Annotated in this window: 13 protein-coding genes and 1 pseudogene; 7 read left to right on the top strand and 7 right to left on the bottom strand. The window is 67.0% G+C overall.

The features are described 5' to 3' along the window. The first annotated feature begins 264 nt into the window (after nucleotides 1–264). Nucleotides 265–1,893 carry a hypothetical protein gene (locus tag A5752_RS13435; RefSeq protein ID WP_067086018.1) on the top strand — a complete coding sequence of 543 codons (1,629 nt, stop codon included), beginning with the start codon at nucleotides 265–267 and terminating at the stop codon, nucleotides 1,891–1,893. 67 nt (nucleotides 1,894–1,960) lie between these two features. Here A5752_RS13435 and A5752_RS13430 read toward each other — a convergent pair whose 3' ends face one another. Next, nucleotides 1,961–3,721 carry an N-acyl-D-amino-acid deacylase family protein gene (locus tag A5752_RS13430; RefSeq protein WP_067086014.1) on the bottom strand — a complete coding sequence of 587 codons (1,761 nt, stop codon included), beginning with the start codon at nucleotides 3,719–3,721 and terminating at the stop codon, nucleotides 1,961–1,963. Nucleotides 3,722–3,786: 65 nt separating this feature from the next. Between A5752_RS13430 and A5752_RS13425 the strand changes: the two genes are divergently transcribed. Together A5752_RS13425 and A5752_RS13420 are read left to right on the top strand one after the other, a co-directional pair. Next, complete coding sequence (locus tag A5752_RS13425) at nucleotides 3,787–5,160, top strand: aromatic ring-hydroxylating oxygenase subunit alpha (protein ID WP_067086011.1); 1,374 nt, start codon at nucleotides 3,787–3,789, stop codon at nucleotides 5,158–5,160. Beyond that, nucleotides 5,132–5,767 carry a TetR family transcriptional regulator gene (locus A5752_RS13420; protein WP_067086060.1) on the top strand — a complete coding sequence of 212 codons (636 nt, stop codon included), beginning with the start codon at nucleotides 5,132–5,134 and terminating at the stop codon, nucleotides 5,765–5,767. Before A5752_RS13425 ends, A5752_RS13420 begins: the two co-directional genes overlap by 29 nt. Before the next feature lie 4 nt (nucleotides 5,768–5,771). On the opposite strand, the gene A5752_RS13415 is transcribed toward A5752_RS13420, so the two are convergent. Genes A5752_RS13415 through A5752_RS13400 form a run of 4 tightly spaced genes read right to left on the bottom strand, consistent with a single transcriptional unit; the run spans nucleotide 5,772 to nucleotide 10,624 of the window. Continuing rightward, nucleotides 5,772–6,182, bottom strand: coding sequence for a Zn-ribbon domain-containing OB-fold protein (locus tag A5752_RS13415; RefSeq protein WP_067086009.1), 411 nt, complete (start codon nucleotides 6,180–6,182; stop codon nucleotides 5,772–5,774). Between the two features lie 2 nt (nucleotides 6,183–6,184). Beyond that, complete coding sequence (locus A5752_RS13410; RefSeq protein ID WP_067086006.1) at nucleotides 6,185–7,393, bottom strand: thiolase family protein; 1,209 nt, start codon at nucleotides 7,391–7,393, stop codon at nucleotides 6,185–6,187. A gap of 19 nt (nucleotides 7,394–7,412) precedes the next feature. Further along, complete coding sequence (locus A5752_RS13405) at nucleotides 7,413–9,626, bottom strand: acyl-CoA dehydrogenase family protein (RefSeq protein WP_067086004.1); 2,214 nt, start codon at nucleotides 9,624–9,626, stop codon at nucleotides 7,413–7,415. Further along, nucleotides 9,623–10,624: an NAD-dependent epimerase/dehydratase family protein gene (locus A5752_RS13400; protein ID WP_067086001.1), complete on the bottom strand. Its 1,002-nt coding sequence runs from the start codon at nucleotides 10,622–10,624 to the stop codon at nucleotides 9,623–9,625. Before A5752_RS13400 ends, A5752_RS13405 begins: the two co-directional genes overlap by 4 nt. A gap of 121 nt (nucleotides 10,625–10,745) precedes the next feature. On the opposite strand from A5752_RS13400, the gene A5752_RS13395 reads away from it, so the two are divergent. Genes A5752_RS13395 through A5752_RS13385 form a run of 3 tightly spaced genes read left to right on the top strand, consistent with a single transcriptional unit; the run spans nucleotide 10,746 to nucleotide 13,068 of the window. Then, complete coding sequence (locus A5752_RS13395) at nucleotides 10,746–11,318, top strand: TetR/AcrR family transcriptional regulator (RefSeq protein WP_067085999.1); 573 nt, start codon at nucleotides 10,746–10,748, stop codon at nucleotides 11,316–11,318. Beyond that, nucleotides 11,315–12,190: an alpha/beta fold hydrolase gene (locus tag A5752_RS13390; protein WP_067086058.1), complete on the top strand. Its 876-nt coding sequence runs from the start codon at nucleotides 11,315–11,317 to the stop codon at nucleotides 12,188–12,190. The genes A5752_RS13395 and A5752_RS13390 overlap by 4 nt, the downstream gene beginning before the upstream one ends. A gap of 32 nt (nucleotides 12,191–12,222) precedes the next feature. Beyond that, entirely contained in the window at nucleotides 12,223–13,068 is an 846-nt protein-coding gene (locus tag A5752_RS13385) for a mycofactocin-coupled SDR family oxidoreductase (protein WP_067085996.1), read from the top strand. A gap of 3 nt (nucleotides 13,069–13,071) precedes the next feature. Here the strand turns inward: A5752_RS13385 and A5752_RS13380 are convergent, their stop codons facing one another. Then, nucleotides 13,072–13,923, bottom strand: a complete 852-nt coding sequence (locus tag A5752_RS13380; protein WP_067085993.1) for an SDR family oxidoreductase — start codon at nucleotides 13,921–13,923, stop codon at nucleotides 13,072–13,074. Nucleotides 13,924–14,171: 248 nt separating this feature from the next. Here A5752_RS13380 and A5752_RS13375 point away from each other — a divergent pair, with 248 nt between their 5' ends. Continuing rightward, on the top strand, nucleotides 14,172–14,435 hold the full coding sequence (locus A5752_RS13375; RefSeq protein WP_067085990.1) for a hypothetical protein: 264 nt from the start codon (nucleotides 14,172–14,174) through the stop codon (nucleotides 14,433–14,435). 83 nt (nucleotides 14,436–14,518) lie between these two features. On the opposite strand, the pseudogene A5752_RS28015 reads toward A5752_RS13375, so the two are convergent. After that, nucleotides 14,519–14,746, bottom strand: a pseudogene (locus A5752_RS28015) (hypothetical protein); the annotation flags it as partial.

Here is a 14,746-nt window from a genome sequence, read left to right as displayed (position 1 = left end):
ATGCAAACTTATGTTGAGGGTCAGCCGTCAACGGCCCATCCTCCGTAACGCCTCCTATACCCAGGGCGAGAACGCTTGCTTGTAAGGATAGGCTCAGCTAATCTCCGAGTGCCATTTGGCAAATTCACAGGCACAACAGGAGAAAACGTGCAACTAGCAGCTCAGGCTGATCCGCCGGTTTACGGTCTCTCGCCCAGTTACTCACCATCAACGCACCGCGGCTCAAAGCTGTTGGTTGCTGGCATCGCGATGGTAAGTGCCGGCGTGATCGCGGTCAGCCCGGTGACCCCACCGATGCCGAACATCCAGGACGTTCAGGAGCGTGCGGCGCAGGCCGCGGTCCAGCTCACGGCGGCCACCAACCCGCTCCTCGTGTGGGGCCAGACCATCGCCGATACATTCGGCAGCCTGGACCAGCTGACTCGGGACTCCACGACGGCGACGTTGAATCTCGCGGACGCGCTGGGCACCGGTTACATCTTCCAGGAGGCCATGAGCGCCCTGGTTCAGAACATCCTCAACCCGGGTCCCCTGCTCAACGAGTTCATGAACTTCAGTTCGAAGTACGGCCCCACGATCACCACCGCGATCTCGAGCACCTTCGAGAGGCTGCAGTTGGCGGTTGAGCAGTTCCCGACCGCGGTCATCGAGTCGCTGACCTACCTGTCGCAGGGGCAGTTCGTCGAGGCGTTCTCCAAGATCAACGGCTGGTTCGTACTCCGGGTGCTCGGCGGAGTTCAGCCGCTTATTCCGATCCTGTCCATCCCGGCTCAGTTCGTCGACGCCCTCCCGGGCACATACGCCCTGCCGAAACTGCTCGACGTGGTGTCCGAGTTCGCGGTCACCAAGGCCATTTTCGAGCCGTTCCTAGGCGGGATCCTGCAGTCCATGGAGGTGCTCGACGCGGCCCGTGAAGCGCTGGTCGATGGGAACATCGGCGATGCGATCGTCCATCTGGTGAACCTGCCGGCGAAGGCGTTGAACGCTCTGCTCAACGGAATGACGCCTGCCGGCACCACTTCGGAGTGGCAGGGCCTGCTCGACCGTGGTCTGGTCACCTACCTCACGGTCACGCTGCCCAACCAGATCGCCAACGCGATCAAGCCACCCGCCCCCGCTGACTCCACTCTGGCGAGCTTCGGCGCGACGGGCCCGTCGGAGTTCAGGTTCGGCGGTGACATCGTCCCGATCAACCTGGTCGACAAGGCTGACGATGAGGGCCTCGGCGCCGGAGAAGGTCTCGGTGAAGGCACCGGCGAAGGTCTCGGCGAAGGCGAAGGCGAGGGCACCGGCGAGGGCGCGGGCGCGGGTGAAGGCACCGGAGAAGGCGTCGGCGAAGGCACCGGCGCGGCCGAGGGCACCGACACCGGCGCGGGCGAGGGCACCGAGACCGGGACGGGTGAAGGCGCAGGCGAAGCCGCGGGCTCGGGCGAAGGAACCGGCGCGGGCGAGGCTGCCGGCAACTCCAACACCGGCACCACCACCGGCTCCGGCACCACCACCGGCTCGAACACCGGCACGGGGAGCAACACCTCCGGTATCAGCACCAGCAGGGGCGCCGGCTCAGGTAGCACCACCGGCACCGGGACCACCGGCACCAGCACGGGCGGCACGACCGGCGGTTCCAACACGACCGGCAGCGGCTCGGGCAGCACGTCCGGTACCACGTCGGGCGGCGCCACCGGCACCGCGTCGGGCAGCACGACCGGCACCGGTAGCACGTCCGGCACGACGTCGGGCACCGGCAGCGCGTCGGGCAGCACCTCGGGCACCGGCAGCGCGTCGGGCAGCACCTCGGGCACCGGCAGCTCCGGCTCCGGCTCGGGTTCGGGCGGCGGCTCGGGTTCGGGCAGCGGCTCGGGTTCCGGCTCCGGCTCCGGCAGCAGCAAGTAACCAGGTACGACGCTGACGGCCCCCTCGGCAACGAGGGGGCCGTCTCGCGTAGTCGCGACGCGCGGTCTCAGCGGGCGCCGCGGACCAGCCGCCCCGGCCGGGCGCCGGTGTCGACCCCGTCGCGGCGCGTCACCACGCCACTGACGATCGTCGCGGTGTACCCGGAGGCGCCCTGCACCAGCCGCTGGCCTCCCGCCGGGAGGTCATAGGCCATGCGCGCGGGATGCAATGTCAGCGCGTCCATGTCGATGACGTTGACATCGGCCTTCTTCCCCACCTCGATCACGCCGCGGTCGGACAGCCCGAACAGCCGCGCGGTGTCGTGCGACTGCTTGCGGACGACGTATTCCAGGGGCAGCTTCTCGCCGCGGTGACGGTCGCGCGCCCAATGCGTGAGCAGGAACGTGGGATACGAAGCGTCACAGATCATTCCGCAGTGCGCGCCGCCGTCGGACAGACCGACGACACCCGCCGGGTGCAGCAGCATCTCTCGGATCGCATCGTGATTGCCGTAAAAGTAGTTGTAGAACGGCAGCATCAGCATCGCGGTCGCATTGTCCTCGAGCATCAGGTCGTACAGCGTGGCGAGCGGATCCTCGCCGCGGTCGCTGGCGATCTTCTCGACGGTGCGCTCCACGGTCGGCTCGTAGTCCGGCGGATCGCCCAACGCATAGATGCGCCCGAGCGAATGCTGTACGAGCGCGAACATGCCGTCGAACAACACGTTTGGATCGGCAGGCAGATCGTCGTCGGCCAGGATCGCCGACTTGACCGCCGGATCGGCGAGGCGCGACGCCAACTCCTCACGGCTGCATTCGGCCTTCAGCTTGCGGAAGGTAGGGCGGTGGGTGAACGCGTGGTGGCCGGGGAAGCCGAACAGCATGCCGAACGGACGCGCCGCGATCTGCGGGTAGAGTTCGCTGCCCGCGGCATGCGCTTCCGCCGAGATGTCGAGTTGTTCACGCCAGAGATCGGGAGCCGCGTCGACCTGGATCATCCCGAACGAGATCGGACGGTCGATCTCGGCGGCCAGGCGCTTCATCCACTCCAGTTCCTTCTTCGGCGCGATGATGTCTTCACCGGCGACGCCTTGGGGCGCCAACTCGAACACGGCCCGCCCGCCCGCGGCCATGGCGCGGCCGAGGCCGAAAAGTTCGTCCTCGGCAGCGAAGGTGCCGGGAACCGGTTCACCGTCGATGGCGCGATGGCCCAGCGTGCGTGATGTCGAAAAGCCCAGTGCGCCAGCCTCGATGCCCTCCTGCACGAGGCGTGCCATCGCCGCGATGTCCTCTGGCGTGGCGGGCTCGTTGCGGGCGCCGCGCTCCCCCATCGCATACGCGCGAACCGCGCCGTGGGCGATCTGACTGCCGACGTCGACGGCGAACTCTTTCTTCTCGACCGCATCGAGATATTCGGGATAGCTCTCCCACCCCCACGTGATGCCCTCGGTGAGCGCCGTGCCGGGGATGTCCTCGACACCCTCCATCAAGCCGATCAGCCAATCCTCCCGACCCGGCCGTACCGGCGCGAACCCCACCCCGCAGTTGCCGGTCACCACGGTCGTCACACCGTGACCGCTGGACGGCTCGAGCTTGCTGTCCCAGCTGACCTGCCCGTCGTAATGGGTGTGGATGTCGACGAAACCAGGCGCGACGACTTTCCCTGTCGCGTCGATCGTCTCGGCGGCCTCACCCTCCAGTGGGGTGCCACCCGGGCCGCGGCGACGAACCTCGGCGATCCTGCCGTCCTTGATCCCGATGTCCGCCGTGAACCGGTCCGCCCCTGTGCCGTCGACGACGGTTCCCCCGGTGATCTTCAGGTCGAACACGATTAGCCCTCCGCATCCAGGTGTCAGCCGCTAATGTCGGGCACTGTAACACCGTTACAGACGGCTTGGCGGCGACTTCGAAAGGACCGTTCGTGACGCATACTGCGCAAGAAGTCCGGCGCGAAGACGCGATCGGCGTCCCGCCCGCACGACCGACCCTGGTGCCCGCCGAGCGGTACTACTCGCCCGCGTTCGCGCAGCTGGAGATCGAACGCATGTGGCCGAAGGTGTGGCAGCTGGCCTGCACGGTCGACCACGTCTCCGAGCCCGGCGATTACTTCGAGTACCGCTGCGGGCCGTATTCGGTGCTGATCGTGTGCGGGGACGACGGTGTTCTGCGCGCGTTCCAGAACGTGTGCAGGCACCGCGGCAACTCGCTGTGCTCCGGCTCCGGCGCGGGCCTGCGTGAACTGCGGTGCGGATACCACGGCTGGACCTGGGATCTCGGTGGAGCGCTGCGGCGAGTGCCGAACCGCAAGGGATTCGGTGCACTGCACATGTCCGAGCTGCCCCTCGTTCCGGTGGCCGTCGACACCTGGGAGCGGTTGGTCTTCGTCAACCTCGACGTCGACGCGATGCCACTGCTGGACTACCTGGAGGAGATGCCCGCCGACGTGAAGTGGTGCGGGCTCGGCGACTTCCGTTGCTACGCCACGATGACGATCGAGGTGGACGCGAACTGGAAGACGATCGCCGACGGGTACAGCGAGACCTACCACATCCAGACCCTGCACCCCGAGCTGCACCGATGCATGGACGATGTCTATGCGCCGCAGACGATCTGGGGCCACACCGGCAAATCCGAACAGGTGTACGGAGTTCCTAGCCCACATCTGAAGCAGTCCCTGCGCGACGACGAGGTGTGGGACGCGTACGTGTGCACACAGGGCGCACTCATGGGCGTCGAAGAGGGCACACCACTACCCGAAGACCGTCAACCCGGCGCATCGGTGGCCGACGTGATCGCAGCCCGCACCCGCGCTTTCGCCGCCTCCAGGGGCGTCGACCTCGACTGGGCGGGCACCGACGAGGTCATGCGACTGCACCAGTACAACGTGTTCCCGAACATGACGCTGCTGATGAACGCCGACCACCTCACGGTGATGACGTCACACCCGGGGACCGACCCGGATCACGGCGAGCTGGTGATGCTGCTGTGGTCCCGAATGGCACCCGGCGCGCCACGCGCCAAACCCGTCGACGTGCGGATGAGCGCAGACGAAGCACACCCAGGACTTGTTCTCACACAAGATATCTCGGTGTTGGCAGGGTTGCAGCGCGGTCTACATCAGCCGGGCTTCACGCATCTGACCCTGTCCAACGAGGAGCGCCGCGTCATCAACATGCACCGCAACCTCGAACGCTACCTCGACCTGCCCGAGTCCGACCGCATGACCGGGGGTGAGCCCGGTGCCGTCACAGCGCAGAACGACCGCTAGAGGCCAGGAGGCGGTCAACGCCGACGTCATCCTCGACACCGCCGCCAAGATGATCGAACTCCACGGCGTCGACGGTTTCACCATGCGCGGACTGGCCGAACAGCTCGGTGTGGCGGTGACGTCGATCTACTGGCACATCGGCGGCCGCGACAAGCTGCTCGACGGCCTCGTGGACCGGTTGCTCGACGAGATGGCGCATCTGCCGACCGTCGGTGACAACGCAGTAGATCGCATCGCGTCGCTTGCCCACGCGCAACGCCGGGCGCTGATCAGCAGGCAGCATCTGCTCGCCATCGCGCATGAGCGGGATCAGACGCCGCGATTGTTCCTGCCGGTTCAACGGGCCCTGGCGGCGCAACTGGCCGAACTGGGGGTGACGGGCCACGACGCCGCGCTGGTGCTGCGCGCGGTCGAGGTGCACGTCATTTCCTCTGCGGTGATGCAGTTCTCGGCCGTGCGCGGTGAGAAGCACGACGAGGAGGACCCGTCGCTGTGGACCGACGATTGGCCCGACCGGGCGCTCGTCGAGGCGCTACAGTCGCCGACCGACTACGACGCGGTGTTCGCCTACGGGTTGGAGGCGCTGCTGGCCCCGCTGCGGCGATGATCGGCTACGCGGGCGCGTAGCGCAGCATCGTCACGTTGTGCTCGGGATAGTCGAAGAAGACCGGCTTGACCCGCATTCCGACTCTCAACTCGGCGGGGTCGACGTCGACCAGTTCGGTGGAGAACCGCGGGCCCTCATCCCATTCGACGATCGCGAGCAGTTGGGGCACGGCTTCGGCGAAGTGCGGCCCGACGGGTCGGCGCGCCACCGTGTACGAGTACAGAGTCCCCATCCCGGAGATCTCGTGCCACTCGAGATCGTCGGCAAGGGTCCGTGGTGCCCGCACCCGCGGATAGAACACGTAGTTGTCCGATGACGGCGAGTACTGGATCAAGATGCGGTGTTGGGCCAGCGCGTCCCAAAACGGCGCGGTCGTCGGCGTTTTGACCGGCATCGGCCGCTCGAAGGTCGTCATGGTCAGTCTCCCTCGAGAATCAGGGCGGTCTGTTCGGACAGGATCCCGCCGTTACCGGACACGAACGCACGATTGCAGTCGCCTACCTGGGCCGCTTCGGCGCGACCCATGATCTGGCGAGCGGCGTCGCACACGTGGTGCATCCCGCCCGCGAGGCCGGCCTGGCCGAATCCCAGTTGACCGCCTGCTGTGTTGAGCGGGAAGTCGCCGCGGAACGTCAGGTCGTGGTCGGCGACGAACTGCATGCCCTTCCCCTTCTCGCAGAAACCCGCATCCTCCAGCGAGAGCAGAACGGTGATCGTGTAGCAGTCGTAGATGGAGACCATGTCCATGTCGGCACGCGTGAGATCGGTCATGCCGAAGGCGGTTTCGGCCGCCTCCGCCATCGGCGTGTGCAGCAGGTCGGCTGCGTAAGTGGGGGTTTTGAACGGGACATGTTCGCCGAACCCCTTGATCCATACCGGCCTGTTGCGTGCCCGCTTGGCGACGTCCGCACTCGCGATGACGACCGCGGCGCCGCCGACGCACGGCATCACGATCTCGAGCATGTGCAACGGGTCCGCGATCACGGGGCTGGCCAGCACGTCGTCGACGGTGAGCGGTTTGTCCTTCCAGATCGCGCCTTCGGTGTGATTGGCGTTGACCCGTTGGTCGACAACGATCTTGGCCATCGCCCGCTCGTCGTAACCGTAGACCGCGCCGTAGCGGGTGGCGACCTGGCCGTAGGGCCCGTTCTGGCCGAGGTTGCCGTAGGGAATCTCGAACTCCGCCTGCGGAGACCCGTACTGATTACTCGACGAGCCGAAGAACACCGCATCAACCAACGGTTTCGGCTTCTTCTCCGACACCGGCGTGATGTAGCGCGCGGGCAGGGCGCACAGCACGACGTCGCAGATCCCCAGTTCGATCGCCGCCGCGGCCCGCCACACCATCGCCGCCGCGCTCGCGCCGCCCAAGTCGACCAGCTCGGCGAAATTAGCCCTCACACCGAGGTATTCGGCGATCGTCGACGGCACGAAGATTTCCGACTCGGCCAGATGCGAGGTGACGATGCCGTTGACGAGCTCGCCGGAGAGCCCGGCGTCCTCGAGCGCCGCCGCTCCCAGCTCGGCCCATTGTTCGAGGGTGAACGGCGCTAAGGTGGCCTTGTTCATCCGCTCGGGCGGGAGTTCGACGTAGCCGACGATCGCGGCTTCACCACGTAGTCCCATGCGTGTCTTTTTCGATTCGTTACTTGCGCGGGAGCCCGAGGATCATCTGGGCGATGATGTTGAGCTGAATCTCCTTGGTACCTCCGCCGATCAGTTCGGCCGGCACCCGCAGGTACGGCTGTACGACCTCGGAGGCGGCGGCCATCGCCGACCTGCCCGCGGAGCCGAGAGTCGCCGGGAAGGTGTGTCGCAGCAGTACATTCATCGCGACCTTCGCGATGCTCGACGCCGGGCCCGAACCCTGGCCGTCGAGCAGACGGATGGTCTCACGCACTCCGAGTGCCTTGATCGCGTTGGCGTATGCGTCGAGTTCGCCGAGTTCGCGCAGGGTGTCGTCGCGGTTGGATGTGGCGGTGGCCCGGCGCAGTGGTGCAGACCGGTCGTATTGCACGTAACCGCTGATCGCCGAACGCTCTTCGGCCATGGTGGCGATGGCCAGGGCCCACCCGCCGGTCGGTTCGCCGAGCAGCATCTCATCGGGGACGAAGACGTCGTCGAGGAAGACCTCGTTGAACTCCTGTTCCCCGCTGGCCTGTTTGATCGGCTGCACCTCGATCCCGGGCGAGCGCATGTCGACGATGAAGTAGCCGATACCGCGGTGTTTCGGCGCGGTCGGATCCGTTCGCGCCAATAGTGCGCCGTAGTCGGCCCGGTGGGCCGACGAGGTCCAGATCTTGTGTCCGTGGATGCGCCATCCGCCGTCGACCTTGGTCGCCCGAGTGGCCAGCGCGGCGAGGTCGGAACCCGCCCCCGGCTCGCTGAACAGCTGACACCACGCGAGCTCACCGCGCTGGGTGGGCGGGATCAGCCGTTGCTGCACGTCATTTGACCCGGCCTTGATCAGTGACGGCAGGATCCACTCGGCGATTCCCAGCGACGGTCGCGTCAAGGTTGGGCGCTTGTTGAACTCCTCGTCGATGATCAGTTGCTGCAGCGGGCTGGCCTCGATGCCCCAGGGCGATGGCCAGTGGGGCGCGATCAGCCCCGCTTCGGCGATCGCCGTGCGCTGCGGGCCGATCGCGAAATGCTCGTAGTCGCCTTGGCGCCCCTGACCGTCGTTGCGTAGCGCCGCCGCGTTGTCGAGCGTTTCGGCGACGCGGGCGCGGAATTCGGCCTCGGCGTCACCGAGGTCGACAGAGAAGTCGCGTACGGTCGCGGTGGTCAGCTCGCCGAGCCGCCGGGCCCACCGATTCTTGTCACCGATCGACGCGGCGAGGCTGGTGGCACGCCGCCAGTACAGGTGCAGGTCGTGTTCCCACGTGAAACCGATGGCCCCGAACATGGTCAGCGTGTCCAGCGCGAGATCGGGGCACGGCAGGACGGCCATCAGTGCGGCACCGGCGGTGGCGATCGCCTGCTGGTCGATCGGTTCGGATGCCGCGCGCACCGCATCCCACGCGGCGGCGCTGGCCAGCTCGCTGTTGACCAAAAGCATTGCGGCGCTGTGCTGCAAAGCTTGGAACGTGCCGATGAGCTTGCCGAACTGTTCGCGAGTGCGCAGGTGCGCGGTGGCGGCTTCCACACACCACTGTGTGATTCCGGCGGCAATGCTCGCGGTCAGCGCGGTATTGAGGTATTCGGCACGGTCCGCGTCGATACCGGTGAGCACGTCGGCCTTGGCGACGGGATAACCGTCGAGCCGCAGCTTGCCGAGGTCCGTCAGCAGGTCCGTGCCCCCGACGGTCTGGACGACCGCCGAGGACTGCGCCGTATCGACGACGGCCCAGACCTCGCCTCCGTCCTCGGTGGCTGCAGAAATCAAAACCGTTGTCGCCGTGCAAATCCCCGAGAGCAGGTCGGAGTCACCCTCGATCAACCACCGCTCGCCGTCGTCGCGGGCGGTGAACGCTGAGGTGGTCGGCAGCGCGAGCGTTGCCGCCTGTCCCTCGGCAAGGCGAGTCAGCAGCGCTTCGGCGGATTTCGTCGACTCAGCCAGCAACGCGACCGCACCGGTGGCCACCGTCGGCAGCAACGGACCCGGCAGCGACGCCCTGCCTGTCGCTTCGAGCACGCAGGCGGCGTCGAGAAGGGTGCCGCCCTGTCCGCCGTAATCCTCCGGCAGGTGTACAGCGTGAAAGCCGTTGGCGGCGAACTCTGCCCACCATGTCGGCAGGTGCCCCGCGGCGAGCAGGTCGAAGGATTCGCGGGTGGCGGCCACGGGGGCGCGCCGCGCCGCGAACTGCGCCACGGAGTCGCTGAGCTCCCGTTGCTCCGGGGTGAGGGCCAGGCTCATACAGACTCCCTGCGGCGTGAGGTTCGGAAGAAGTGGGCGGCCGCGGCGATCGCGTCCGGGGTGGGCGACGGCTGCCAGCCCAGTTCGCGGACCGCTTTCGAATGGTCCATCGGGGTCATGATGTGCATCAGCCGGATGTTCAGCGGAGTCAGCATGGTGTCGTGGCCGCGGAGCCGGGCGATCCAGCTGCTGGGGTAGCTCGCGGCGGCCATCACCGAGATAGGGATGCGACGCCGCGGAGGGGCGACTCCGACAGCGTCACAACCGGCTTCGAAGATCTCGCGTGCACTCATCCACCGCTCGGAGACGATATAGCGCTCGCCGATCCGGCCGGACCGGCCCGCGAGGATCAAGGCGCGCGCGGCGTCCTCGATGCCGACAGTCTCGCTCTCGAAGCCGTCGATGTAGAAGGGCATCCTGCCGCGCACGGCAGCCGAGAGCAGTCCACCGTGCGGCGTCGGCAGCCAGTCCCCCGGCCCGTACGTGTTCGAGACGCACATCGCGACGGCGGGTAGACCCTTTTCGACGCTGTATCTCAGCACCATTCGCTCGGCCTCCACGCGACTGCGAACGTAGGCGCCGCCGACGTCGAGCCAGTTGTGGGCGGTGGTTTCATCGGCCAGGACGTCGGTGGACCGACCGATCGTGGCGATCGAACTGGTGAACACGAAGCGGTGCAGATCAACCTGGACTGCGACGTCCAGCACCGCCTTCAGGCCGTCGACATTGGTGCGCCACATCGGAGCCGGGTCGAGTAGCCACGGACGGGCGTCGACGACGCAGTAGTACACCTCGTCACATCCGAGCATCGCCGAGCGCACGCTGTCCGGATCGAAGATGTCCCCGCGCCGGATGTCGACGGGCAACCCTTCGATGCCGCGGGTGGAACTGGTCTGGCGGATCAGCACCCGCACGTCATCGCCGCGGGCGACCAGTTGTTTGGTGACATGCGAACCCAGGAAGCCGCTGGCGCCGATGACGAGCTTGGTGGGCGTCACCGGTGGTCGGCCAATCTCGTCCCTCTCCGCTCACACGAGACGCAACGTCTCGTCTTGCCAAAGATTAGGCAGTGCTGTCACCATCTGTAAAGCCGACCCCCGTCAGGAGCGGAGTCAACCGATGGTCACCGAGGCGAAAGCGCCCCGCCGCCGCAACGAGCGGTCCAGGACGGCGATCATCTCAGCCACCAAAGAACTGCTGCTGCAGCGGGGTTTCGACGGGCTGAGCATCGAGGCCGTCGCGGCGCGCGCCGGTGTCGGCAAGCAGACGATCTACAGGTGGTGGCCGAGCCGTCCGGCCCTGGTCGCCGATGTGCTGCTCGAAGATGCGGACAGGATCCTCAAGCCCGTCGCCCACACCGATGACCTCGTGGCCGACCTGAGCAGTTGGTCCGTCAGCCTCGCCGCGACGCTCACGGGCGAACGGGGCAACGCCATGTTGCGCATCCTGACCGTCGCAGGGATCGAGCACGACGACGTCAAGGCGCGAATGCAGGCGGGCTTCAGCGTTCCGCTGCACGAGGGCGTCAAGGCGCGGTTCACGGCCGACGGCCTCGATGACGCGACGTCGCACGCAGCGGCCGACGCCATCGTCGGCGGCATCGTCCACGCGATCCTCACGGAGGGACGATCATTTCCCAGGAGCCGGGCCGAGGCGATCACTCGAACCGTCATCGCCGGAGCATGCCGATGACCACTTCTCCGAACGTCTTTCGTGTGTCGGGCAGCGACGGGCTGACGATCGTCGCCGACCGGATCGGCGATCCGACAGCGCCCGCCGTGGTGTTCCTGCACGGCGGCGGACAGACGCGGCGCTCCTGGGGCCGGGCCGCCGCCGCCGTCGCCGAGCGCGGATGGCAGGCCGTCACCGTGGATCTGCGAGGCCACGGCGAGTCGGACTGGTCCGCCGACGGCGACTACCGCGTCGTCAGCTTCGCCGACGACGTTTTGAGGGTGCTCGCGGAACTGCCGCCGAAACCCGTACTGGTGGGGGCGTCGCTTGGCGGCATCACGACGATGATCCTCGCCGGTGAGCTCGCGCACGGCACGGTCCGCGCGGTCGTGCTGGTCGACATCGTGCCGGACATGAACCCGTCCGGGGCCTCACGCATCCACGACTTCATGGCCGATCGGATGGAGTCGGGGTTCGATTCGCTCGACGAGGTCGCCGACATGATCGCCGAGTACAACCCACACCGCCCCAGGCCGAAGGATCTCGACGGGCTCCGGACGAATCTTCGTGAGCGCGACGGACGGTGGTACTGGCACTGGGACCCGAAGTTCATCGACGGAACTGCCGCGTCCCCACCGATCGAAGTGACCGAGGTCGAGCGGATGAACGCCGCGGTGGCGTCGATTCTGCGCGACGGCGTGCCGGTACTTCTCGTGCGGGGGCAGATGAGCGACCTCGTCACCGAAGACCGTGCCCAGGAGTTCATCGACCGCTTCCCGGAGATCGAGTTCGTCGATGTCGGCGGCGCCGGGCATATGGTCGCCGGCGACCGCAACGACCTCTTCGCCGAGGCGGTGGTCGATTTCGTCATCCGGCACACCGAACAACCGTGACCACGCGAGCCGAATCTTCGAGGAGTACAGCGATGGCAGAGAACAGGGTCGGTCGGGTGGCCGGCAAGGTCGCCTTCATCACCGGCGCCGCCCGCGGTCAGGGCCGCGAGCACGCGGTCCGGCTGGCGGAGGAGGGAGCCGACATCATCGCCGTCGACGTGTGCGATGACATCGACGCTGCCGGATATCCCGGCCCCACCGAAGCGGACCTCGCCGACACCGCGGCGCTGGTCGAGAAGTCGGGTCGCCGCATCGTGATCGAGAAGGCCGACGTGCGCGATCTCGCGGCCCTCCGCACCGTCCTGGACCGCGGAGTCGGCGATCTCGGCCCGGTCGACATCGTGGTGGCGAATGCGGGAATCAGCGCTGATCCCGCGCCGGCCGCGATGATTGCGGAATCCGCTTGGCAGACAATGCTCGACATCAACGTGACCGGGGTGTGGCACACCGTGAAGGCCGCCCTGCCGCATATGACCAACGGCGGCGGATCGATCATCTTGGTCAGCTCGATGCTGGGGCTGCGCGGCGGTGGTTACATGGCCCACTACGCGTCGGCCAAGCACGCCGTCGTCGGCTTGATGAACTCGCTGGCCAACGAGCTTGCGCCACAGTGGATCAGGGTCAACTCGATCCATCCCGGCAACATCCTGACGCCGATGATCGACAACGACCACTTCCGTCGCACGGTGCGGCCCGACCTCACCGATCCGACGATGGAAGATGCCACGCAGGTGATCGGCCACTTTCACATGCTGCCGAAACCGGTGATCGAGGCGCGTGCCGTGAGCAACGCGGTGTTGTTCCTGGCCTCCGACGAATCGCAATACATCACCGGAGCGGCGCTGCCGGTCGACGCGGGGGCTGTCGCCAAGTTCTGATTTCTACCTGGTGGCCTTGAACCTCGCGAACCGCCACAGGTACGTCGGCAGCCGGCGAGCGGGCACGCTCTTGGGCCAGTCCCGTGCGCGGAAGTAGGCATCGGACCCACCGTCGACGAAAATGATGCTGCCGCACAGGAAGTCGGCGGAGTCCGACAACATGAACAGCATCCAGTCGGCGAGGTCTGAGGGATCGCCGAAGCCGCCGATGGGTACCGGGAAGGCGTTGACCGCTTTGGCTTCGCGTGGCGTCGCCAGTTGCTTCTCCAGCAGTGGGGTCATGATGGCACCCGGGGCCAGCGCGTTGAGGCGGATCCCCCCTCCGGCCCACTCCGGCGTCACGGCGATACGGCGAACCCAGTGTGACACGGCGATTTTCGAGGCGGCGTAGCCGAGCGACGGGGCGGCGGGGCCGAGCAGTTTCAGGGAGCGGACCGCCTTGTCGGTATCGCTCGCCAGCAGCGCCCGCACCGTGCGTCGCGGGACGGCCGGCGTGGTGGTCGTCGAATTGCTGCCGATCACCACGACTTTGGCCCGATCCGCGGCGGCGAAGGCCGGTTGCCACGCTTGGAGCAGATCGACCACGCCGCGATAGTTGACCTCGAATATTCTCCGCGTGCTGTCCTTACCGGGTGTCGGACCGATACCCGCGGCCAACACGGCGCCGTCGAGTCGGTCCGCCGTCGCCAGCACCTGGTCAGCCGCGGCCCGGCGGCCATCGGACGTCGACAGATCGGCGACGACGTCGCCTTCTTTGAGGTCGACCGCAATGACGGTGTGACCCTGCGCCTTCAACTTGGTGGCAGCCTGCTGCCCCATGCCGGATGCGGCTCCGGTGACTACGTACACGCCCATTTCGACTATCCCCTACTGTCGCTGCCGCGAATTCACCCGGCGTCGACGGGCAGCGTATCGGTGGTCACGTCTGCGGCGTCTCCAAGGTCTCGCTGGTGAGCATCGGATCGATGGGCCTTGCACTGACGACGGGCCCTGCGCTCCCGCCGATCAAGACCCCGCTTGTTGGGATCGGTAGCGCCCGCCGCTGGCTGTACTTCAGTCGCAACGAAGCCACCCCGGCAACGTGATGACGAGAAGGAACAGCAATGAACATCGTCCCCGCCTCCCTCGAAGCACAGGTCAGCCGCGTCGATCGGACGTACAGCCTGGTCATCGCCATCAGCGCGGGGCTGACCGCGCTCTGGTCGCTCTACCGTGTGCTGTGGCTCTTCTACGCCACGGCGACGTTCTCCAGCATCGGGTGGTCGCCGGTCTCGCTGGTGGTGCCGCTCGTGCTGTGGCTCGCGATCGGCCTCACCGCCGGCTATGTCGCCGCCGTCTTCCTGATTCGGTACAACAAACAACCTTGACCGCGGGCACCGGAGGGGTCGCAGCATCGCTGCGGCCCCTTTCGGTGCCTCCCGGTTCGCCGCCGATCGCGCACCGGTCGGTGTCAGCCGATGTCGTGGTAGTCAGGGCCGGTGCCCTCGTCGGTGCGGTCGGTTTCCTCAGGGCCGGGGCCCTCGTCGGTGTCGTCAGGGTCGGGACAGTCTGCTTCGTCGTCGTCGGTGTTGTTGGTGTTGTCGTCGATGAGGTAGCGGTGGGGGTGGTGGTAGTTGTTGGTGCGGGCTTGGCCGGTGTCGAGTTGGGGTGGGGGCCGCCATTCAGTGCGCCCGTCTTT

This window comes from Mycobacterium sp. 852002-51961_SCH5331710 (assembly GCF_001665535.1).
In the GTDB taxonomy this organism is placed as follows: Bacteria; Actinomycetota; Actinomycetes; order Mycobacteriales; family Mycobacteriaceae; genus Mycobacterium.
The sequence above is the reverse complement of the archived record's forward strand: the minus strand, read 5'-3'. Positions and strand labels throughout refer to the sequence as shown.

What these genes read in the sequence shown, in the direction of transcription:
- A5752_RS13410 (WP_067086006.1), bottom strand. Translation starts at nt 7,393, where the DNA reads ATGGGACTACGTGGTGAAGCCGCGATCGTCGGCTACGTCGAACTCCCG.
- A5752_RS13380 (WP_067085993.1), bottom strand. Translation starts at nt 13,923, where the DNA reads ATGGGCGTGTACGTAGTCACCGGAGCCGCATCCGGCATGGGGCAGCAG.
- A5752_RS13395 (WP_067085999.1), top strand. Translation starts at nt 10,746, where the DNA reads ATGGTCACCGAGGCGAAAGCGCCCCGCCGCCGCAACGAGCGGTCCAGG.
- A5752_RS13375 (WP_067085990.1), top strand. Translation starts at nt 14,172, where the DNA reads ATGAACATCGTCCCCGCCTCCCTCGAAGCACAGGTCAGCCGCGTCGAT.
- A5752_RS13405 (WP_067086004.1), bottom strand. Translation starts at nt 9,626, where the DNA reads ATGAGCCTGGCCCTCACCCCGGAGCAACGGGAGCTCAGCGACTCCGTG.
- A5752_RS13385 (WP_067085996.1), top strand. Translation starts at nt 12,223, where the DNA reads ATGGCAGAGAACAGGGTCGGTCGGGTGGCCGGCAAGGTCGCCTTCATC.
- A5752_RS13415 (WP_067086009.1), bottom strand. Translation starts at nt 6,182, where the DNA reads ATGACGACCTTCGAGCGGCCGATGCCGGTCAAAACGCCGACGACCGCG.
- A5752_RS13390 (WP_067086058.1), top strand. Translation starts at nt 11,315, where the DNA reads ATGACCACTTCTCCGAACGTCTTTCGTGTGTCGGGCAGCGACGGGCTG.